Genomic DNA, 21661 nt, shown 5'->3' on the forward strand with positions numbered 1-21661 from the left:
CTGCACTTAATAAATAAGTTATAGACATTTATCTATACATAACTCGTATTTATTTTATTATTTACTATACAAAGTTTTATCTACAATAGCGCCACTTAATTTACCACCTAGTAAGGAAAGCCAGTGCCAGATATTGTTGTTATGTTTTTTATTTTAGGATTAGTGGCGGGTATTTTACGCTCGGACTTGGCCATTCCAAAAGCCACCTACGACACATTAAGCTTATTGCTCATGTTAACCATCGGCTTAAAAGGCGGTATGGTGCTCCATGGCAACTTAAGCTGGCAACTACTGCCCGAAATGGGATCGGTAATGCTACTTGGCGCACTTATACCATTGATGCTTTACCCTATTTTAAAATACGTGATTAAACTCTCTGTTGCTAATAGTGCCAGCATTGCCGCGCATTATGGCTCAGTAAGTGCGGGGACATTTGCTGTAGCGCTTGCCTATGCCGAATCGGCTAAATTGGTAGTTGGTGCAGAAGTAACCCTGTATTTAGTGATGTTAGAACTCCCTGCAATCATTGTTGGTTTATTGCTTTACCGAAAACTTGATAAACAAAACAGCCAAAAAAGTGAACCATCGTTAAAAGCGCTTTGGCACGAAACTCTTACGAACAAAAGTGTCATTTTGCTTATCGGTGGTGTCGTCATAGGTATGATGTACGGCACAGTTCAAGGCAGCCAAGTAACTAGCCTTTTAACAAGTAGCTTTAAGGTTGTTCTGGCATTATTTTTACTAGAAATGGGTTTAGTAGCCGCGCAAACTCTTCGCCCTATCCCCTGGAAACATTGGAAACTAGCGGTATTTGCTATTGTGAGCCCGCTATTTTTAGGCACGATTGGCACAGCAGTAGGCACACTTTTAAATTTAGAATTAGGCTCGGTAGTTATATTGGGCAGTTTAGTGGCCAGCGCCTCTTACATAGCCGCGCCCGCTGCAATAAAAGCGGCAATTCCTAAAGCCGATATTGGTCTTGCTATGCTGAGCTCTCTCGGTGTAACTTTTCCGTTTAATGTGATTGTTGGTATTGGTTTATATCACCACCTTGCACTAGTAATGCAATAAACAAATAAGTGCTAATTTTATCACTTTAAAAAACGGTTAAACCCTATTCTACATAGGGTTTAACACTAATAAATGCTCACAAATATAAAACAATATCTACATAAAAACACTACAATAAAAAGCATAATAGATCCGATAATTTACCAAAACGATCGTTTTAAAGTTTATTTATATTGTTTAATAAAATATCACTTTACTTATTTTTAATTTGGCTCTAAATTCGCGCAAATTTTATTATTAAAGTAACCTCTCAAACTTTAAAACAGTGGTTATTTACCTTGATGAGTCGATAAACACAAATGGCCGAATCAGCCGCCACAAGCACCTCTAATAACCCTTTAGCACCCGTTATCGGGCTGTCGTTTTTTGCTATCGCATCCGGCTTTTTAATGAGCCTTATTCCGCTGTCGTTACCCGCATTTAAACTTGATGAAAACCTAGCGCCTTGGCTTGCGAGCATTTTTTACTTTGGCTTACTTATTGGCGCCACCACAATAGAGCGCATTGTGGTAAAAATTGGTCATCGATTCGCATTTATATTATTTTTAAGCTTATTAATTGTAAGTGTGCTTGCACAACTTGCACTGCCAAATACCGTTAACTGGTTAATTGCACGATTTGTAGCAGGTGTTGCTGTTGCCGGTGTGTTTGTCGTTGTTGAGTCTTGGTTATTAATGACCAACACAGCAAAGTCGCGTGCTAAACGTTTGGGCTTATACATGACCTCACTTTATGGGGGCAGCGCCGTAGGCCAGCTTGCTATAGGGCCGCTTGGCACCGAAGGTTCAACGCCTTATTTATTTGTAGCCTCGTTATTATTTTTAGCTATTTTAGCGCCTTTATTAATAACCAAAGGTCAGCCCGAAAAACAGCATCTTGAAAAACTACCACTAAAAGAAATAAAAACACTAAGCCACCCTGCAATGCTCGGATGCTTAGCATCAGGCTTATTACTGGGCCCTATTTACGGCTTAATGCCGGTTTATATTTCAGCGCAGACTGATCAAGCTCAGTACACAGGGACACTTATGGCGGTTATTATTTTAGGCGGCATGGTCGTGCAGCCGCTCGTAAGTTACTTATCTACTCGGCTTGAAAAAAGCTTATTGATGGGTATGTTTTGTTTAGTAGGCGCAGCCGGTGCTGTGGGTATATTACAAGCAAACACTTTAGCCGGATTAATAGTGAGCTACTTAATACTAGGCGCATGCAGCTTTGCACTTTACCCAATTGCTATAACACTTGCGTGCGACTCACTGCCAATGGCTAAAATAGTCTCAGCAACTGAGGTTATGCTACTGAGTTACAGTATTGGTTCGGTATTTGGCCCTATGCTTGCTGCAAATTTATCTGATGCATCAAACGGTATTGTGTTTTATTTAGCAGGCTGTTTAATAACTACCTGTATTTATATGTTTATTAAAAGCATTAAAAATATTCGCGCGGGTAAAACCCCAGTTGCAGGCTAATTAGTTTTTAATTTGTCGTGTGGGCTCAAAAAAAACATCTTTTTCCAGCCTTGGCTTTGTGTTGTATAAAGCCATGGCATGGGCACTAACGATAAAATAGAATAATGTACATGAGGCTGCTTCCCTGCCGCATTTCCGGTATCGCCTAGTAACCCAATTTGACTGTTTATGCTTACAACATCACCTGCACTTACCGAGTAGTCATTTAAATGTGCAAAATAATGTATACGCCATTTAGGCCCAAGCACCGCCACCACTTTACCTCCACGAGTTAATTCACCTGCAAATATAACAACCCCGTTTGTTGAGGCACCTACTGGAGTATTCTTTATGCCAAAAATATCAATTCCTTTGTGCACACCCGATCTGCCCCAAGGCTCATACCAAAATGTATTATGGTTCCAATCTTTAGGTGTAGCACCTTGTACCGGAATCATTATTTTTTCGGGAATTAGTAAGCCTATAATTAATAAAGTAGCTATTCCAATTGCAATCCACTTAAGTACTTTCACTGCTCTATCCTTGATATTTAAATAACTTATACTGGTAAATTATTAGCCATAATAACTGAACTCATCATGAGTCATATTTATGGTTTTATTTATGGAGTTTTATTTGAATGAAATACCCGACTAACATGTACTAAGCTGGTCAACTTCAAAACAGGTTTTATAAGTAATTGAGCACTGCCCGCTATAAACAGCCATGTGCCACTTTCTATTAGTGAGTCATTTAAAAAGAAAAAACTGCCAATTAAAAACCAAACAGCAATCAAAAAATCGTTAAACGCTCCCAGCGCTTCATATCGTCGCTGAATGGTAATATGCTCTTGCCCTAAATCTAAAATAAACTGATTACTGGAGTTCATAAGTACTGCTCACTCTTTTATTTCATAATTTAAAAAGCTTGTTTTCACAAGCTAAGCCGCACCATACAATAACAAAATTTACGCAATAAAAAACGCTGGCCAATGCGAATCAGCCAACGTTTTTATTGTTTGTGCAATACTTAACTAATCGTTTATTTTTTATCTTTTTCTAAACGCTTTTTAAGGCTTAATGCAGCGTCAGCGGCTAATAAACGCATAAATTCAGAGCCATTGCTTTGCTCGCCCTGGCCTGCGCCTATTACAATTTCAGGCACTAAACGACTATTACCTAAGCTTGTAAATAAAGCAGTTTGAATTTTCACTTCTGCTTTTAACGTTTCATCAAATACATACTTAGGATCAAGTGCAGCAGACTTAGCTCTTAAGCGAGCCTCAGCTAAAACGTCCATACCTAATGCTTCTAAGCGTTGTTGCTTTAAAATCTCTTCTTGTTCTTTTGCAAGCTCGGCTTTTACAGCCACTCGTTGCTGCGCAGAAATAATAGCATTTGCCTTAATTCGCTCAGCATCAATTTGCTCTTTAATTTTTAGCTTTTCAGATTCAGCACGTTGCTTAGCAATTGCTTGTTCACCTAAAGCCACTTCAGTACGTGCTTGTTGCTCAGCTTTTTTAAGGTTTTGACGCGCTAGCGCTTCATCAGCAGCAGCTTGCTTTTGGGCTTCAAGACGAGCATTTACTTTGCTTTCGTAGTCAATATCAATAATGCTGGCATCAACTACTGTAATACCGTAAGCGCCTAAAATAGGTGCGTTACGCAGTGTATTACCCTCATCATCCATCTTAATATTAATAGTGACGCGCTGCTGTTTACTTAAATTACCTAAATCGTCAGATTTATCGCGCTCACCCGTACTAATAATTTGTTCAGTAACAAAAATACCGTTTGTTAATTGATCAGCAAAATCTTGGCTTAATTGACCATTACCACCAGAGTAATGCTGCTCTACCGACATCATACGCGCCGACGCTTTTACATTTTCAGTGGTTGCACGCATTAATAAATTAGATATTAATGTTTCTTGTGAACCAAACTCTTCGTGTATTTTAAGTAAACCACGTAAAGCACCCGATTCAGCTGCTGGTACATTGCCTGGCAATCTAAAACGAGAGACACCTCGTGCGCCACCCGTTGTAGTATCTAAAAATCGAATTGGTATTAGCGGTACAATTGCGCTTGCTGTTGCACCGGCATCGCCCGTAAAGTTAATCGAAATTACTTTTTTATAAGCCGATGTAGTACCAAACGCTTTTAAATAAGGGCCGGCTTGATTTATTACGGTTAAGTTACCTGTAAAAGCTGATTGATGTACTAAACGCTCATCTGCTTCATTCCACGAAACAACTTGCGATGTAAGCGTTGCAATTACGGCTAATACAACAACAATTGATGAAACAACAATTACATTACGACGACCAAATCGACTCATAAATGAGTCACTTTTTACTGCTGGGACTGCTTTTTCGCTATCCATTTTTACTACTCTCCATGTTTAATTTCTTTTTAACAAAGTAAATAATTTCCTGTTCACTCAAGTGTGCGCAAAAGCTACCAGAGCGATGTAACTCAACAAATATTGCAAGGATTTCTTCTTTACCTTTAGCTGTTTTATCTTGGTTTTCTTGTGTTTTATTTTTTTCTGTTAGTTGAGTGATTAAATCATCCACTATCGTGTCTTTATTAAATAGTACGTTGTATTCTTTGGATTTTCTTACCCGACTTTTATGTACATTGCTGTAAATTACATAAAGCGCAACGCATAAAATAATAACAAGTAAACTTAACCCTATAATATAAAAAATCATAAGCTCTACTTAAATTAGTTTAAATACTTAATGAGCAATAACAATTGTAAGTATTACTTAACAAATGTTAACCCAGTAATTTTACAGTAAACCCAAGTAAAAAACAGATTAAAATAAAGCCCATCAGGTATACAGTTATAACCGCACATAAAAGTAAGCTTTTTTAAACAAAAAAATGCCAGTCAGTTATTAACTGACTGGCATTAAACTAATATTTATTAAAGTGCTTTTTACATTATTCGCATTGCACCCAATCAATACCATTTTCACCGCACTCATGCAGCATTGTTCCATCTTCTTGGCGAGTATCTCTAAACCATTTCCCTTCAATCGTTTTAATAATACGTACGTTGTCTGTGGTTTTGTATTTACGCCAAAAGCTAGCATCAATAGATGTTTCGTCATCAAACTTATAGGGCATAGCAGCGAGTACAGTAACTAAATCTTGAGTTTCTAAATCAACAGCTTTGTCTTTAACATTTACCCAATTAGATAATGTTTGAAAGTCAGCATTTTCCTCTCTAAAGGCAAAGTCAGTTTGGTAAAACGATCCTGACTCAGTATAGCTAATGCTAAAACCTCGCTCGAACGGTGTATCTAAATTAGCACTAACGCATTCATCTGCTGTTGGGAAGTTAACCGATGGACTTGTATTATCAACGCCATAAAGCACATTGCTTTGCTCAAAACTAACGTTCTCAATGCTAGAGCATCGGTAAGTACGATCGGCGCTAATGTAAACATCGTCTCTAACTGTTAATTTTCCATTTAACGATTCTTCGCCCCAAGGCGTATCTGTTGAATCCAATCGAGACAAAATAACGTCAATTTTGTCGAGTTCGTCTGTATTTTGAAGCTTTACTTGCTCATAAATAAGTTCAGCGCCTGCAAAAATAACTTTATCGCGGTACCATGCATTTTCAAATCCATACTCTGCATCTTTTGCTGTGTCCTGGTAAATCACTGCTCTTACTTCTTCTGCATCAGGATACTGAGCATCTAGTTCTTGCTTGAATTTATAGGCCGCTTTTAGTCCCTTAACAATTGCTTGTGCTCTGTCGTAAGCGTCGCTGTCGTTAGTAGCGATAAAATCTGAGTAAATTTGCTCTGTCGACAAATTATAATGCGCAACCAAGTTTTGCATAACATTTGTTATTTCGCTTTGAAGGTTTGCAAGTAACTCAGTATTTTCTTTAAGTGCATCACAACTTAAATTATTGTTACCACTTTTTTGTAATTGAAGGCTCAACTGTTCCCAAATAACGGTTGTTAAAGGGGATATATTTCGAATATCTTCATCAGTCAAAGCCTCAATTGAGGGCGGAAATGACATTTGATACGCTTGTGTTACCTCTCCTAAGTCCTCGTCAATTGCGCCAACCGGTACATCAACATACATAGTTGAATACGGCACACACAGCGCCTGCTCTTCTGTAAAATTAAAACTATAATTACCCGATTCTTCAGAGACTACAGAAGGTTCTGTTTGCTCATCAAAAGTACCATCGCCATCAATATCTAGCCATACTATTGCACCAGATACATAACCATCAATGACCTTTCCAGTAAGAGAGATAGTGTTAACTTCTACGGGGTCTACTTTTATAGGGTCAGGCTTAGCTACAACTGGCTCTACAACGACCACTTTATCATCGCCACCGCCGCCACATCCAACAAGGCCTAGCGTAAACGCTAATGAAATAGCTAACTGACTTTTTTTAAAAAACATACAAAGACTTCCTTTTTTGCACTTTAATTATTATTAAAAATCATATTGTTATAAATTAAATAAGTAGATTTAAACAACAGGAATTTATTGAATTTTTATTGGGAGGATGGCAACAAAACATGCCCCGTACCTATATGGTGACACACCATGTTAAATTTATCTCTTACATTTGTTAATAGAACAGGCAAACTATTTACTTTTATTCACTAATATAAGCTATATGCCGAGTTTAAAGGGGATTGGTGGTAGAGAGTTTTTTGTAAGCAAATGTGTTTTTAATACAAATACAAAAACCCCACGTTAAGTGTTATCTAACGTGGGGTTTTGCTACTCGCGAATTTTACAGCTAATTCAAGCTATAAAGTTAATATCAAAGAGATAACTCTTTTTTAGCGCGAGTTAAGTTATGCGTTACAAGTGAGTTTTTAGAAATTTGAACCGCTTCATATAAATCAGAAATACCAGCAGTGTCTTTTTGAGCCTTAATACGCGCTACACCACGGTTGCTTAATGCAAACGATGTAAGTTCACGTACTTTTAAACGCGGACCATGGCTTTGCTTAAGTAATGCAATTGCTTGTGTACAAATAGCTTCTGCTTCTTCGTAGTTTCTTGATTCAACATTTAAAGCACAGCTATTAAATGATTTTTCAAATGCGGGTGCTGCAGTTACAGAGTCTTCAATAACCATTAATTTATAGTCACCTTGTTTAGCCATTGCAGCAGCTGAGCAAGTTAATAATGAGCCAAGAGCGATGGTTTTTAAAAGTGTAAATTTCATGATTATATTCCTAATTAGTTAAGTCGTACTTGTTGCCGACAACTAAACTTTAGAGTGTTAGCTTAATTACCACAAACGATAAAAACAAACCTAATAAGTGAATAAATCTAACCTATAGACTTTAGTCTAACACCAACAAAAATACCCAGTAATTACAATAAGTTAAAAGCCATGGAAATCACTAAATAATAAATAACAGAATACAGTTTTATTATTTTTTAATAATACCAATTCGCTTAATTAAGTGATCTATTTTGAGGATGAAAATACGTGTTGATAGCTAGGCAAAAAATTCGCTATTTGGTTGTTCTAAATGAGAATTNNNCTGGTATAACACAATACAAAGTTAATAAGCACGAAAAAGCCGATGTTGGGGTTTAACCCAACATCGGCTTTTTTACTCTCGCTATTTTATATCATGCTTTAATAAGCACTTTATAAAACACGTTAAAAAGGTTTTTTATAACGATAATTCTTCTTTAGCGCGAGTTAAGTTGTGCGATACCATCGTGCTGTTAGACAATTTTGATGCTTCGTATAAATCAGCAAGTGCAGCAGTGTCGTTATGCGCTTTTAAACGTGCAACACCANTGTACTTGTAGACATTTGGTTTGCTTCGTATAAATCAGCAAGGCCTGCAGTGTCGTTATTCGCTTTTAAACGTGCAACACCACGGTTGCTTAATGCGAATGACGTAAGTTGGCGTACTTTAAATTTAGGGCCATCTGCGTCTTTTAAAAGTGAAATTGCTTTAGTACAAATTTCTTCCGCCTCAGCGTAATTTTTTGACTTAANAAATTGCTTTAGTACAAATTGCTTCAGCTTCAGCGTAATTTTTTGACTTAACATTCAGTGCGCAGCTATTAAATGATTGCTCAAGTGGCTGTGGCGCTGTTGCAGTTTCAATAACCATTAATTTGTAATCACTTTGATCAGCCATTGCAGCAGCTGAACATGTTAATAGTGAGCTAAGAGCGATAGTTTTGATAAGTGTAAGTTTCATGGTCATATTCCTGATTAGTTAAGCCGTGCTTGTTGCCGANNNTTGAACTTTAGAGAATTACCACAACCCCGACAAACGATTAAAACAAACCTAATAAGTGAGGAAAATTAACTTATAGACTTTAGTCTAATGCCCGCTTATTAATTAACTTGGAATGGATCTAAGTCAAGATTACATTTGTTCTTTAAATTACTACTCCAAAGTTTTTGTTCAAGTATGCTTTTTTCTGTCAGCAATGATTTTACGTTGTTATTCAGGGATGGCTTTGCTATGTCGGATTTATAAGAAAATTCAGGTTTCGATGCTAATCGTTTTTTCACCGTCATCACATTATTTATATTTACGGCTAAAAATTTATCGTCTGTATGCTCCCATAGAAGCATAAATTTATCTGTAGATGATAATATTGACACGCACTTTAAGTCAGTTGACCACTTATTTTTTATATCATATCTAGCGAAGTTCTTTCTTTGCTCATGCAAGTCAATAACTTTAATGATCGGTAACATATAAATGATAAAAAGCATCATAGAGATAGCTATACCAAAATAATTAATTTTCTTATTGTGAAACATTAAAAATGCAAAGTAGCATTGTATAAGCAAAAAAAATGTAGCAATTAAAACAGTAGTAATATCTCCATTTGCACTTAACCTATAAATCTCCGTTATATCGGAGAATTCAAATATATTAATACCAAAGCCTCTATAAAATATAACCGTATATGAATAGCATATAAGCGTAAAAATTAATCCTCCGATACTAGTTACTAGCAAGTAATGATTTTTGATGATTTTCTTCAAGTTTAAAAAATCTCTATTCAACTGCTCTGAGATGAAGGAACTCACCTCTTTTAATTTCCTAAATATTAGATCCATTTTAAACCTCTATGTCCTTAAATAATATCAAAGTAATTTAATTACGAAGAATAAAGCAATATATATTTAATAAAATTCATTCTGGTTGTTAAATTAGTCTTGTAATAAATACTAATGCCGTTAAACACAATATTTCTCTTTCTTTTAAATCCTCACCCAAACCTATAAACTCCCTCGCCCATATGCCATAATCTAAATAATTCATTATTTTAGTAACTTGGCGCGTATTTAGGCGCTTTAAAGTTAACTACTCAGGGTTTTCAGCATGGCATATCAAGAGCAAAATCAAGCAACAATCTATTGGCACGACTACGAGACTTGGGGAGCGAGCCCTCAAAAGGATAAGCCGAGCCAGTTTGCGGGTATTCGTACCGATCTTGATTTAAATATTATTGGCGAGCCACTTATTGAATATTGTAAGCCGCAAGCGGATTACTTACCTCACCCTGAGGCGTGTTTAATTACGGGTATTACGCCACAAGTGGCGATGAAAAAAGGCTTAGTTGAAGCTGAGTTTATAGCAAAAATTCATGCTGAGTTTAGCGTGCCAAACACCTGTGTTGCCGGTTATAACAGTATTCGGTTTGATGACGAAGTAAGCCGTTATAGTTTTTACCGTAACTTTTACGACCCATATGAGCGTGAATACAAAAATAACAATAGCCGATGGGATATTATTGATTTAGTACGCGCTTGTTACGCGCTGCGCCCTGAAGGCATTGAATGGCCGTTAAAAGAAGACGGCAGCCCAAGCTTTAAGCTAGAGCATTTAACGGTAGCCAATGGTATTGAACACGCCGCAGCGCACGATGCACTAAGCGATGTAACCGCTACTATTGCACTGGCTAAGCTAATAAAAGAAAAACAACCAAAGCTGTATAACTTCTTTTTTGGGCTGCGTAATAAAAAAGCCCTTGCTGAATTGGTTGATGTATTTAACATGACGCCGCTGGTGCATACCACGTCGCGCATACCTGCAACACAAGGCTGTACAAGCTGGGTTGCACCAATGAGCTTTCATCCGGTAAATAAAAACGCGGTTATTTGTTTTGATTTAACCCAAAACCCACAAGTACTCATTGATTTAAACGTAGAAGAGTTACGCAAACGTTTATACACCAAACGTGTAGATTTAGCCGAGGACGATTTACCTGTTGGCTTAAAACTAGTGCATTTAAACAAGTGCCCTATTTTAGCCCCAGCTAAAACCTTATTACCTGAAAACGCAGCCCGTTTAGGCATTGACCGCGAGCAGTGCTTAGCTAACTTAGCTATTTTAAAAGCCAATACCGACCTTCGCGATAAAGTAACCGAAGTGTTTAACGAGCAAGGCGATTACAGCGCAACTACTAACGTTGACTACTTACTTTACGATGGGTTTACAAGCCATGCTGATAAAGCTAAATTTGCGATTATTCGTGATGCAAAACCAGATGAATTGGCTGGATTGAAGTTAGACTTTGAAGATAAAAAGTTTAATACGTTATTGTTTAGATACCGCGCCCGTAACTGGCCTGAAACGCTAAACCAGCAAGAGCTTGACCAATGGCGCCAGTATTGCCAAAACAAGTTAATGCATGGGGAAGATCAACCGTCGATTAACGCGCAAGATTTTATGATCACCCTTGAAAACCTAGCGCATGAACATGACGACAGCGAAAAAAATCTTACAATTTTAAAGGCGCTGTATAACTACGCTCAAAGCATGTAATTTGGGGTAGACGTAGAGCTTGCTCACGTGAAAAGCTTAGCTTTTAATTACTTAAATAAAACTCTATTCACAAAGAGAAGCGAATGAGGAGTAAATGAGAAGACATAAAAACAACAACCGCTTTAGACTTATTACTGCCTCTAAAAGCGCAGCGCCTCTCAACCTCTTTGTGAATAAATTACTTTACGGGCTTTGCCCGTCACGCAAGCAAGCTTCGCGTCTACAAGTAAAACTCATATCAACACTTTGGCGGTAGACGTTGAGCTTGCTCACGTGAAAAGCACCGCTTTTAATTACTTAAATAAAACACTATTCACAAAGAGAAGAGCATGAGAAGTAAATGAGAAGACATAAAAAAATAATTTTTTAGATCTATTACTGCCTCTAAAAGCGCAGCGCCTCTAAACCTCTTTGTGAGTAAGTCACTTTTACGGGCTTTGCCCGTCACGCAAGCAAGCTTCGCGTCTACAAAGTAAAACTCATATCGACACTTTGGCGGTAGACGTCGAGCTTGCTCACGTGAAAAGCGCAGCTTTTAATTACTTAAATAAAACTCTATTCACAAAGAGAAGCGAATGAGGAGTAAATGAGGAGACATAAAAACAATAATTTTTTAGAACTATTACTTCCTCTAAAAGCGCAGCGCCTCATAACCTCATTGTGAATAAGTCACTTTACGGGCTTTGCCCGTCACGCAAGCAAGCTTCGCGTCTACGAAGCAACCACAAATCTATAGCGTCTACATCGACATACTCAACGTAAACGTTACTTCTTATGCAGTGCTTCAATGCGTGCTAGTAAGCTTGAGGTGTCGTATCTGCCGCCGCCAAGTGCTTGTACGTCGGCGTAGTATTGATCGACCGTTGCGGTCATTGGTAAAGTAGCGCCGTTGTTTTTAGCTTCATCGAGTGCTATGCCTAAATCTTTACGCATCCAATCTACGGCAAAACCAAACTCATATTCACCCGCCCACATTGTTTTGTAGCGGTTTTCCATTTGCCACGAACCGGCTGCGCCTTTAGATATTGTTTCTATTACTTTTTCACCATCAAGCCCAGCTTGCTTAGCAAAATGTAAGCCTTCGGCTAAACCTTGCACTGCGCCAGCAATACAAATTTGATTAACCATTTTACAAAGTTGTCCCGAGCCAACGCCGCCTAGTAATTGGCTAAAACGACTAAACGCCGCCATAACTGGCTGCACTTTAGCAAATACGGCTTCGCTGCCACCCGCCATAACCGTTAATACGCCGTTTTCGGCGCCAGCTTGTCCGCCCGATACAGGCGCATCTATAAAGTCGATATTTTGCAGAGCCGCTTTTGCAGCCACTTCACGTGCTACTTCGGCAGAAGTTGTGGTGTGATCAACCAAAACAGTGTGCGGTAACATGCCCGCTAACACGCCGTCGTTGCCATACACTACTGAGCGTAAATCGTCATCGTTACCAACACACATAAATACGATGTCGGCATTACTGGCAGCTTCGCGCGGGGTTGATGCAAGGCTTCCTGAATGTTCTGCAGTCCACGTTTGTGCTTTAGCTTGCGTGCGGTTATAAACGCATACGCTGTGCCCTGCTTTTGCTAAATGCCCCGCCATTGGGTAACCCATTACGCCTAAACCTATAAATGCGACTTTCATTGACATAAAAATGACCTATTTAACTGATAACTTAGAAACTAGACCTCGATTATGTCAACCGGTCGATAAAAAAGCGAATGAAAGTCTTTATAAAATTTCCTTAGCGGGAAAGGTAAGTAGGTAACCTATGGATAGTATTTATCAATTTAATGCACCACTTTTTAACAGCGAAAATTTTTCTCTTAGCCAATTACAGGGCAAAACCGTCCTTATTGTTAATACAGCGAGTAAGTGTAATTTTTCGGTGCAATTAAATGCGCTCGAAAAGCTCTATCAGCAATACAAAAGCAATGGTTTTACTGTACTTGCGTTTCCGTGTAACCAGTTTGGCCAAAATGAGCCGCTTGATAATTTAGCCATTAAAGACTTTTACCAAGATCAATTTAATGTCTCATTTGAGGTATTTGGTAAGGTAATGGTAAACGGGCCAGAAACACATCCGTTGTTTAATTATTTAAAGTCGCATACGCGGGGTATTTCGCAAAATCGTGCAATTAAGTGGAATTTCACTAAGTTTTTAATTAACTCACAAGGGCAACTTGTTGCACGCTATGCACCACGTACTAAGCCCGAAACACTTAAACAAGTAATAGAAAGCAACCTACTGCAAGCCGCAAAGTTAAGCGCTGCTAGAGGTGGTAAAAAAGTATCGTCAAAAATACCTTTGTTTACGTCGGCTAAGGCATAAATTAGGGCTTAATTTAAATCAATAAAATGCGCGTTACTAAAGCACAGGTTTATAAAGTAGTTTATTGTATTAGTAATAAATAATACTCCTTAAGCATCGAGGCTATTACCATGAACATTGCTTTTTTTAGTACTCAAAAGTACGAACTGCCTTTTTTTGAACAAAGTACACGCGATCATCGTGATATAAAAATAACGTATTTTGAGCAAGCCCTGAGCGAACAAACGGCTATTTTAGCAAACGGGTTTGATGCCATATGTGTATTTGTTAACGACACCGTAAACACCACGGTTATTGAACAACTGGCAATCCAAGGCATAAATACTATTTTGCTGCGTTGTGCAGGATTTAATAACGTTGATTTAACTGCAGCAAAAGCACATAACTTAAAGGTATTACGCGTCCCAGCATACAGCCCAGAAGCAGTAGCAGTAGCCGAGCATTGTATTGCACTTATGCTAACGCTTAGCCGTAAAACCCATAAAGCGTATAACCGCGTACGCGAAGACAATTTTGATTTAAACGGATTACTAGGCTTTAACTTGCACAATAAAACCGTGGGTATTGTAGGTTGCGGTAAAATTGGCCTTGCGCTGTGCAACATTTTAAATGGCTTTGGCGCTAAAGTATTAGTGTGCGACCCTTATGCAAAACCAGGTAATTATACAATTACCGATATAGACACCTTACTTAGCCAAAGCGATGTGATCTCTTTACATTGCCCACTGAACGAGCAAACTCATCATTTAATAAATGATAAGGCATTTAGCAAAATGAAAACCGGCGTTATGCTCATTAACACCTCTCGCGGTGCACTGCTTAACAGCAAAGCGTGTATAAACGCACTTAAAACTAAAAAATTAGGCTACTTGGGGCTCGACGTTTACGAGCAAGAGTCGGAGCTGTTTTTTAAAAATCACAGCGACGAAATAAATCAAGACGATATATTTTCGCGCTTAGTGAGCTTTAAAAATGTTTTAGTAACAGGCCATCAGGGCTTTTTTACCCAAGAGGCACTCACCGAAATAGCAAACACAACCCTACTTAACGCGCTTGAAGTAAATGAAGGTAGGCCTCTGACTAATGAGGTTTTATAAAGTTCTTGGCTATACCTAAATTTTAGGCACAAAAAAAGCGAAGTGCGTTTTAAACTCACTTCGCTTTATTAATCTATTTTAGGGCTTAGATAAAATTAACCAAAGGCAACGTTTGCAAATACCAAGGTCATTAATATTGGGCAAACAAAACGAATATACTGAGCAAACCAGTAATGTACGCCGGTTGTTGCTTGGTGTAATTTATTACCACGCTGCCACATCCACCCTACTGTAATAAAGTAAAACAAGCCCATAAGCGGCAATTGGTATTGAGTAAATAGCATAATAACTAAGCCAAATAACCAATCAAAATTTAGTATAATCGCGCTTGCACACACAAGTACAACGGCGCTTACCGCCCACGTTGCTTTGGTGCGGCTAACGTTGTGGTTTTCGACTAAAAACGCCACCGGAATCTCAGTTGTCGATATAGTTGACGTAACCGATGCGATAGACATTAATACAAAAAACAGTAAACCCACTAATAAACCAATTTCGCCCATGGTGCTAAATAGCGCAGGTAAAATAGCAAAAATAAGTTGCCCTTCACCAATCAGTTTACCGCCACTAAATACCTCTACACCGTTATGCTGCGCCACATAAATAGCAGGAATAATAAGTAACCCCGCTAAAAAAGCAACGCTGGTATCGAGTAAGGCAACACCGGCTGTGAGCTTTGGTAAATTAGCATCTGGCTGTAAATACGATCCGTAAATCATCATACAACCCACACCTAACGAGAGCGAAAAGAACGCTTGCCCCATTGCGGCAATAATCAAATTAGGGTCGAGTATTTGGCTAAAATCAGGGATTAAATACGCGGCAAAGCCTTCACTTGCGCCATCGAGTGTTGCAATGTAGGCAATTAAACCAACAAGCAATACGAGTAGCAGTGGCATTAAACGGCGCGACCAGGTTTCGATTCCCGATTTAACCCCTTTTAAAATAATACTGGCTGTTAAAATAAGCATAAGCGGCGTAAATACAAAATTACGCAGCACTGAGTCGCTATGTAAAAATTCGCTTGCGCCTGAAAACCCAAAAAAGGTTGTTATAGGTTCAATAGCGTACGAGAGCATCCATCCTGCCACTATTGAATAAAAACTTAGCATAACAACTGCGCCCGCAAGGCCTATATAGCCTGCCGCAGCACCAACCTTACGGTTAGTGTTTTGCCATGCATCGCCCAATGCTTTTACAGGATTAGCTTGTGCTTTGTGACCTAAATAAAGTTCGGTATACAGCGCAGGAAGCGCAAGTAAAAATATAACAATAAAATAAACCAGTAAAAAAGCACCGCCGCCATGGTTGGCCGCTTGCGTAGGAAAACCCCAAATATTACCTAAACCCACTGCTGCGCCAGCAGCGGCTAAAACAAAACCAAGTCGGCTTTGAAACCCATCACGCACTTGTGCCATACATCTACAAATCTGTTATTATTTTGATTATTGTGAATTAAACCATATTTCATGCCAGCTGAGTAATAAAATTGTACCCAGCCTTTATTAGTGGCGTTAACCGCTCACAATATCAGCGACTTCTTTTGCTTTAGGGCTTTTATGACTGAACACTATTTTAAAAACGCCTTGAGTATTACTTCAACTCAATTGGCAAATTTGTCTTTAGCGAGTAACAGTATTTTACTCTTTAATGCTAAAACACTTGAGCTTAGTGACTTTAATTTGCCCGATTGCTTAAGCCCATTTGAATTAACTATTATAAACCGCAGAAAAAGTCCGCAAGCTAAGCAAGAGTATTTAGCTACGCGGTTATTGTTAAAACACCTTATTAAAATAACGCAGCCGCAACATACGCACTTACCCCTTAATAAAATGAGTACCGAATTTGACGAAGCAAGCTCAAAGCTGCAAATACACGTAAGTGGTGATGTTATTAATACCTGTATTTCGCACTCGCATGGTTTAGTTGGGGTCGCGCTAAATTTTGATAAAAGTGAATTTGGGTTTGATATTGAAAAAGTAAGCCTAAAGCGCCCATTTGAAAAGCTTGCTAAGCATTTTTATCATAATGATGAAATTTCACTTATCACCAAGCCTACTACTACCCAAGCCCAAGCAGATACGTTTTTTAGAATTTGGACATTAAAAGAGTCACTTGCTAAAGCCACCAGCCGCCCTATTGCAAAATTACTTAGCCCCAATGTGTTTGACGAATTACATAGTGCAAAGCTGAGTGCTTGCAGTAATAGCATTACTGTAGCTGATAGCAGTGACAACAATGTTTGTTTTGATGTGAGTGTGGTGCATAAAAAAAGCATCGACTGGCGATGCTTTTTATTAAATGATTTTGTTAAGTAATTTTGTTAAGTAATTTTGTTAAGTAACTTTATTTGTTGATTTTACTAGGTAACTTTACTAGGTGATTTTCCTGAATAACGGTTACTTACGCAGCAAAATCGTTTTCTAATAAACGGCTATGAATAGACTGTACTACGTTATCTGACTCAGTTTGCTCTACTAAAAAGCATAGGTTGTGCTTACTAGCACCATGGCAAATTAATCGTATGTTAAAGTCTTTTAATACACTCATTAAGTTCATTTCGTGTTGGCGTAATTGAATCTCAGAGCCAATAAGTGCCACCAATGTTAGGTTGTTTTCTACCGAAACATGGCAAAACTCTGCAAGCTTATCTAGGCATTCTTGATCAAGCTCTGGGCGCGAGGCGTTTTGCGCGTTATCAAGGGTTATAGCTACGCTGATTTCTGATGTGGTTACCAAATCTACCGATATATTGTATTCACTTAATAGTGTAAATACGCGTGCTAAAAAGCCGCTTGCTAGTAGCATTTCTGGGCTTTTAAGCGTAAGCAATATTTGGTTTTTACGTTGCGTTACTGCGCGTATACCTGGTTGCTGCGATTTTTCGCGCTCAATCCATGTACCGCCACGCTCTGGCTCGCGGCTAGAGCCTACAAATACATTAATGTGGCTACGGCTTGCTGGTAAAATAGTTGCTGGGTGCAATACTTTTGCGCCAAAGGTTGCCATTTCAGCGGCTTCGTCAAAACTTAAACGTGCAATAGGCGTCGCTTTTGCGCACAAACGCGGGTCGGTGCTAAAAATACCCACTACGTCGGTCCAAATATGCACGCTTTTAGCGTTAATTGCTTCAGCTAAAAGTGCAGCGCTATAGTCAGAACCACCACGTCCAAGCGTTGTTGTTTGGCCGTATTCGTCACTGCCAATAAAGCCCTGAGTAACAATTACTTGCTCATCTAATAACGGGATTAAGAATTCTTTAGCAGCTTGCGCTGTGGCCGCAACATTAGGCGTTGCTTTACCAAATTGGCTGTCGGTTTTAAGCACCTTGCGCACATCAAAGCGATCGGCATTTAAACCTTGTAAACGCAGCACCTGAGCAAACAAATACGACGATAAACGCTCACCAAAGCTAAGTAGCTCGTCGTGTTGCTGATCGGTAGTTAGTGACTCTTGAGCCAATGTTTGAAATGCTTTTAGGGTTTCGTTAAAGCCAACCGCTAAATCGGCATCAAGCGATAACTCATCTAAAATAGTTTGTTGAATAGCAAGCACGCCGTTTATGTGTTCTTGGCGCTCACTTGGGGTAATACTTGATTTACACAGTGCAACTAAATGGTTAGTTACGCCAGCACTGGCGCTCACGGCAACAATACGTACGCTTTTATCTGCAACAATAATTTCGCTACAGCGACTCATCGCTTCAAAATTTGCAACACTGGTTCCGCCAAATTTGGCAACGATGTAATCTGATTTTGCGCTTAACTCTGTTTGTGGCACTGTTTGTGGCGCTGATTGGGTAGTCATTTAGTCTCCTTTCGCGGTATCCAAACCGCAATAAAACAAGAAGAACTTGGCAAAGGAATGCTTGAAGATAAGTCCACTGCCAGAAGCTCTCCACCTATATTGGTGACAGTTTTGAGGATTCAGCCCCATAAACCGAAAAATAATGACGACGTACCATTATTTTCCTCGGCGAGTACTTCCCTCCTTAATGATCATCGGCTTTCGTCGCCTAACATTAAGTACCTAAGTATCGCACCTCTTCTGAATGCTTTATTAACCAGTAGCTAATAAAACAAAACCCCACTAAGTAGCGGGGCTTTGAAAGTTATCGTTTAGACGTCTAGCTGTCAAGCATTTAATAATCTATGAGTTAAATAAAACTGCCCATGTAATACGAGCCCGCATATCCTACGGTGTAACAAATTAATAAATGCAGCGATAAACGCAAGTAGCTCATAAAGGTAAGCGCTTTAACTTTGCTCATGGCAATAATGCCCGCAGCCGAACCAATAATAAGCATTGAACCGCCCACGCCCGTTGCATACGTAAACGACAACCAGTGTTGTTGGCTCATTACTATATCGGCTTTTAATAAAGCAGCAGTAAGCGGTACGTTATCGACCCCTGCTGATAATATGCCCATTAAGTAGTTTGCGTACTCAGGTGCCATTACCGTGTATAGGTCGGTAAATTTACTCAACATACCAATTTCTTTAAGCGCGCCTACAAGTAAAAGTACACCTACAAAAAACAATAATGTGTCGTATTCTATATCGCGAACAAAATCGATTATGTCTTTGTTTATGTCTTTTTTGCGCATTAAAAATTGCGCTACTAAAAACATCACTGATAAACCAAACAAGAAAGTTAATAAAGGCGGTACGCTGTAAACTACACTCAGCATAAGTGTGCTCACTACGGTAGATAAGAATATAACAGCAATGGTAATGTCGGTTTTTTCAATGCGGGTTTTACCTGCACCAGCAAACTCAACACGCCCTTTCATACCGATAGACAGTAACGCGGCTAGCAGCATAACGCTTGCAAGTGCTGGCGCTATAAGTAGTAATAAATGAGCAATGGTTACTTTGCCATCTAAAAATATCATCAGTGTGGTTACGTCACCGGTTATTAGCGAGACCCCACCTGAGTTAACACCAAACACAATAAGCGTGGCGTATTTAATGAGCTTTTTAGGTTCAAGTTTTAACGACATAACAACCGCGAGCGATATAAGCGTCGCTGTTACGTTGTCTGAAATCGACGAAAACAAAAATGCAAAACCACCCACCAAAAACATGAGCTTTTTTTCGCTAATACTTTTTGGCATAACACGGTGAACAATATTTTCTATAAACCCCTTTGAATTTAAATACGCTACAAAGGTCATTGCAGCCATTAAAAATAGCCATAGAGAGGCAATTTCTAAAATATTTTCATTTAAAAGGTGTTGAATCGTATCGGGGCTTTGCCCGTGTAGAGGGTATATAAAAAGAAGAATCCAGCAAAGCGTACCAAAAAACAGCGTGGTTTTAGCTTTATTGACATGGATTATATCTTCTATAACGATCAGTAAAAATGCAATCGCTATCAGGGTTAGAATAATCGAGGAAACCATGGTAGTTAAACAACCTTTGATATAGTTTTAAAGAACACACAAATAACATTCCATTTCATGTGCCTATTTTCGGCGCGAATTTTAGCACTGCCTCTATGCAAAAACTATTATTAAATGGTCTTAAAAACGAATACTATATACAGACAAGGTTAATTAAAAATACGTAATAATGAGTCTTCTAAAAGAACTCAATAATAAAATACTAGGATGTTGTAACCTCTTATGATCCCAGCTAAAAAGCTGCTAAACACCATAACCGAACATTGGGGTGTATTAGAGCTATTATTTAAACGTTTTAAAATGGCTGACTTTAGCCTAAAAGACGTACAAAACGCGATTAAGCAAAAGCAGCCTACGTGGTCAAACGAACGCATTTATAAAGAAACAAATCGTTTGTTAAACCAAGATATTTTAATTCCACTGGCTAAATCTTCTCAGCTTGAAATAAATCGTGCTATTGCCGATTTTGCTACGTTTTTACTGCAAGAAGAGCATTTAGGTTTAGCGCAAGAAATTAGCGTATTAGTCGACGACCTAGCTCGTTTAGGTAATCGCCTAGATAACGCTGGCGAAATAGAAGACTTTGGCGATTTACGCCGCTACAGCCGCATTATGGATGATCGGGTGCGTAAAATAATGAAGCTCTATACGCACAACGAAAACGCTATTTTAAATATTGTTGAACAAGCTAAATCTAATAATGCGGTGCAATCGCTGCAAAAGCGTTATAAAGCGGTAATAGAAGCGTTTGACGAATACATAGAGCCAATGCTTGAAATGGTTGATATTCGCGGTGAATTTCATGCATGTTTTACCCTCATTGAAGAGCAAATAAGTAAGCAAATACTGCACATTGAGCGCTCAGGTAAAGCGTATACCGACAAACGCATGCTGGAGCAATTACGTACCCGTATACTCGAAATGCATTTAGTGGGTCGAGAAAGCTTACGTAAAAGTGCCGACATGCTTATGCCGCTGCGCGAAGAGTTACGCCGTAATAACTTAATTACTCGCCAAGCAGCCAAAGTACTTGGGCTTGTGCGCAAAAATGGCGTAGACAACATGCTAAGTGCTGTACAGCCACATTTTGTGAGCGACGCACAGCGATATTCGCTTGGTCAGCAACGTCATATTGTGGCTTACATGGCAAGCTTGGTTGAATTTGAACACGAAGAATATCAATTGCCAGATCAACAAGACGTGCCTGCATTTGTTACGCCTAATATTCCTGACTACAACGATGTTAAAACCAGCTTTGCTAAGCGCTTTAATAAAAAACGCAAAAAGCCGCAGCCCTTGCTGCAATTTTTAGACGAAAGCTACCCAAATCTCGATGCCGACGAAATGCTATTTTTGTATCAAAAATTAGTCAGCGACAGCGATATTAAAATAATTCAAAGCGATGAAAAAGCCCGCGTAAAAATTGCCGGTCAGCACTTTTCTTTATATCCATTTAATTCAGAGCCTCAGCCAGATTCAAAGGCAGGTAAATAAACC

18 protein-coding genes, 1 pseudogene and 1 riboswitch are annotated in these 21661 nt (G+C 38.8%); of the genes and pseudogenes, 7 read left to right on the forward strand and 12 right to left on the reverse strand.

The features are described 5' to 3' along the window. Positions 1-123 precede the first annotated feature (123 nt). On the forward strand, positions 124-1071 hold the full coding sequence (locus GQR39_RS04635; RefSeq protein ID WP_165734928.1) for a sodium-dependent bicarbonate transport family permease: 948 nt from the start codon (positions 124-126) through the stop codon (positions 1069-1071). Between the two features lie 299 nt (positions 1072-1370). Next, the gene (locus tag GQR39_RS04640) at positions 1371-2540 is read left to right on the forward strand and encodes an MFS transporter (protein WP_165723005.1); all 1170 of its coding nucleotides are present in this window, start codon (positions 1371-1373) and stop codon (positions 2538-2540) included. On the opposite strand, the gene GQR39_RS04645 is transcribed toward GQR39_RS04640, so the two are convergent. The 8 genes and pseudogenes from GQR39_RS04645 to GQR39_RS04680 form a co-directional block, all read right to left on the reverse strand. Continuing rightward, positions 2537-3052, reverse strand: a complete 516-nt coding sequence (locus GQR39_RS04645; protein WP_165734929.1) for a M23 family metallopeptidase — start codon at positions 3050-3052, stop codon at positions 2537-2539. The two genes, GQR39_RS04640 and GQR39_RS04645, sit on opposite strands and share 4 nt — an antisense overlap. A gap of 89 nt (positions 3053-3141) precedes the next feature. Further along, the gene (locus tag GQR39_RS04650) at positions 3142-3408 is read right to left on the reverse strand and encodes a YrhK family protein (protein WP_165734930.1); all 267 of its coding nucleotides are present in this window, start codon (positions 3406-3408) and stop codon (positions 3142-3144) included. A gap of 152 nt (positions 3409-3560) precedes the next feature. Beyond that, positions 3561-4901 (reverse strand): SPFH domain-containing protein, encoded by a 1341-nt coding sequence (locus GQR39_RS04655; RefSeq protein WP_010553499.1) that lies wholly within the window; start codon positions 4899-4901, stop codon positions 3561-3563. After that, complete coding sequence (locus tag GQR39_RS04660) at positions 4894-5232, reverse strand: methanolan biosynthesis protein EpsI (RefSeq protein ID WP_165734931.1); 339 nt, start codon at positions 5230-5232, stop codon at positions 4894-4896. Before GQR39_RS04660 ends, GQR39_RS04655 begins: the two co-directional genes overlap by 8 nt. A 235-nt stretch (positions 5233-5467) precedes the next feature. Then, positions 5468-6961 (reverse strand): hypothetical protein, encoded by a 1494-nt coding sequence (locus tag GQR39_RS04665; RefSeq protein ID WP_165734932.1) that lies wholly within the window; start codon positions 6959-6961, stop codon positions 5468-5470. A 370-nt stretch (positions 6962-7331) separates the two neighbouring features. Beyond that, positions 7332-7742 (reverse strand): hypothetical protein, encoded by a 411-nt coding sequence (locus tag GQR39_RS04670; RefSeq protein WP_024600637.1) that lies wholly within the window; start codon positions 7740-7742, stop codon positions 7332-7334. A 460-nt stretch (positions 7743-8202) separates the two neighbouring features. Beyond that, a pseudogene (locus GQR39_RS04675) lies at positions 8203-8745 on the reverse strand (hypothetical protein). 140 nt (positions 8746-8885) lie between these two features. After that, the gene (locus GQR39_RS04680; RefSeq protein ID WP_165734933.1) at positions 8886-9623 is read right to left on the reverse strand and encodes a hypothetical protein; all 738 of its coding nucleotides are present in this window, start codon (positions 9621-9623) and stop codon (positions 8886-8888) included. Between the two features lie 265 nt (positions 9624-9888). Between GQR39_RS04680 and sbcB the strand changes: the two genes are divergently transcribed. Further along, positions 9889-11334 (forward strand): exodeoxyribonuclease I, encoded by a 1446-nt coding sequence (sbcB, locus tag GQR39_RS04685; RefSeq protein WP_002963201.1) that lies wholly within the window; start codon positions 9889-9891, stop codon positions 11332-11334. 765 nt (positions 11335-12099) lie between these two features. On the opposite strand, the gene GQR39_RS04690 is transcribed toward sbcB, so the two are convergent. Continuing rightward, positions 12100-12981, reverse strand: a complete 882-nt coding sequence (locus GQR39_RS04690; RefSeq protein WP_165734934.1) for an NAD(P)-dependent oxidoreductase — start codon at positions 12979-12981, stop codon at positions 12100-12102. A gap of 121 nt (positions 12982-13102) precedes the next feature. On the opposite strand from GQR39_RS04690, the gene GQR39_RS04695 reads away from it, so the two are divergent. Together GQR39_RS04695 and GQR39_RS04700 are read left to right on the forward strand one after the other, a co-directional pair. After that, a complete protein-coding gene (locus tag GQR39_RS04695) occupies positions 13103-13663 on the forward strand; it encodes a glutathione peroxidase (RefSeq protein WP_165725877.1) in 561 nt (186 codons plus the stop codon). Between the two features lie 110 nt (positions 13664-13773). Continuing rightward, positions 13774-14760, forward strand: a complete 987-nt coding sequence (locus GQR39_RS04700; protein ID WP_165734935.1) for a 2-hydroxyacid dehydrogenase — start codon at positions 13774-13776, stop codon at positions 14758-14760. Positions 14761-14855: 95 nt separating this feature from the next. On the opposite strand, the gene GQR39_RS04705 is transcribed toward GQR39_RS04700, so the two are convergent. Beyond that, a complete protein-coding gene (locus GQR39_RS04705; RefSeq protein WP_165734936.1) occupies positions 14856-16178 on the reverse strand; it encodes a sodium-dependent transporter in 1323 nt (440 codons plus the stop codon). Between the two features lie 141 nt (positions 16179-16319). Here GQR39_RS04705 and GQR39_RS04710 point away from each other — a divergent pair, with 141 nt between their 5' ends. After that, a complete protein-coding gene (locus tag GQR39_RS04710) occupies positions 16320-17078 on the forward strand; it encodes a 4'-phosphopantetheinyl transferase superfamily protein (protein WP_165734937.1) in 759 nt (252 codons plus the stop codon). Positions 17079-17163: 85 nt separating this feature from the next. Here the strand turns inward: GQR39_RS04710 and lysC are convergent, their stop codons facing one another. Together lysC and nhaD are read right to left on the reverse strand one after the other, a co-directional pair. Continuing rightward, positions 17164-18567, reverse strand: coding sequence for a lysine-sensitive aspartokinase 3 (lysC, locus tag GQR39_RS04715; protein WP_121955342.1), 1404 nt, complete (start codon positions 18565-18567; stop codon positions 17164-17166). Positions 18568-18642: 75 nt separating this feature from the next. Beyond that, a riboswitch (Lysine riboswitch) is annotated at positions 18643-18815 on the reverse strand. Between the two features lie 101 nt (positions 18816-18916). Next, complete coding sequence (gene nhaD / locus GQR39_RS04720; protein ID WP_007375803.1) at positions 18917-20164, reverse strand: sodium:proton antiporter NhaD; 1248 nt, start codon at positions 20162-20164, stop codon at positions 18917-18919. Between the two features lie 222 nt (positions 20165-20386). Between nhaD and GQR39_RS04725 the strand changes: the two genes are divergently transcribed. Further along, entirely contained in the window at positions 20387-21658 is a 1272-nt protein-coding gene (locus tag GQR39_RS04725) for a hypothetical protein (RefSeq protein ID WP_165734938.1), read from the forward strand. Positions 21659-21661 lie beyond the last annotated feature (3 nt).

Source organism: Pseudoalteromonas sp. C8 (assembly GCF_011378685.1).
Classification (GTDB): domain Bacteria; phylum Pseudomonadota; class Gammaproteobacteria; order Enterobacterales; family Alteromonadaceae; genus Pseudoalteromonas; species Pseudoalteromonas arctica.

Coding starts and splice junctions, on each gene's coding strand:
- GQR39_RS04665 (WP_165734932.1), bottom strand. CDS start 6,961: ATGTTTTTTAAAAAAAGTCAGTTAGCTATTTCATTAGCGTTTACGCTA.
- GQR39_RS04690 (WP_165734934.1), bottom strand. CDS start 12,981: ATGTCAATGAAAGTCGCATTTATAGGTTTAGGCGTAATGGGTTACCCA.
- GQR39_RS04700 (WP_165734935.1), top strand. CDS start 13,774: ATGAACATTGCTTTTTTTAGTACTCAAAAGTACGAACTGCCTTTTTTT.
- GQR39_RS04705 (WP_165734936.1), bottom strand. CDS start 16,178: ATGGCACAAGTGCGTGATGGGTTTCAAAGCCGACTTGGTTTTGTTTTA.
- GQR39_RS04710 (WP_165734937.1), top strand. CDS start 16,320: ATGACTGAACACTATTTTAAAAACGCCTTGAGTATTACTTCAACTCAA.
- nhaD (WP_007375803.1), bottom strand. CDS start 20,164: ATGGTTTCCTCGATTATTCTAACCCTGATAGCGATTGCATTTTTACTG.
- lysC (WP_121955342.1), bottom strand. CDS start 18,567: ATGACTACCCAATCAGCGCCACAAACAGTGCCACAAACAGAGTTAAGC.
- GQR39_RS04660 (WP_165734931.1), bottom strand. CDS start 5,232: ATGATTTTTTATATTATAGGGTTAAGTTTACTTGTTATTATTTTATGC.
- GQR39_RS04650 (WP_165734930.1), bottom strand. CDS start 3,408: ATGAACTCCAGTAATCAGTTTATTTTAGATTTAGGGCAAGAGCATATT.
- GQR39_RS04655 (WP_010553499.1), bottom strand. CDS start 4,901: ATGGATAGCGAAAAAGCAGTCCCAGCAGTAAAAAGTGACTCATTTATG.
- GQR39_RS04670 (WP_024600637.1), bottom strand. CDS start 7,742: ATGAAATTTACACTTTTAAAAACCATCGCTCTTGGCTCATTATTAACT.
- sbcB (WP_002963201.1), top strand. CDS start 9,889: ATGGCATATCAAGAGCAAAATCAAGCAACAATCTATTGGCACGACTAC.
- GQR39_RS04640 (WP_165723005.1), top strand. CDS start 1,371: ATGGCCGAATCAGCCGCCACAAGCACCTCTAATAACCCTTTAGCACCC.
- GQR39_RS04725 (WP_165734938.1), top strand. CDS start 20,387: ATGATCCCAGCTAAAAAGCTGCTAAACACCATAACCGAACATTGGGGT.
- GQR39_RS04680 (WP_165734933.1), bottom strand. CDS start 9,623: ATGGATCTAATATTTAGGAAATTAAAAGAGGTGAGTTCCTTCATCTCA.
- GQR39_RS04695 (WP_165725877.1), top strand. CDS start 13,103: ATGGATAGTATTTATCAATTTAATGCACCACTTTTTAACAGCGAAAAT.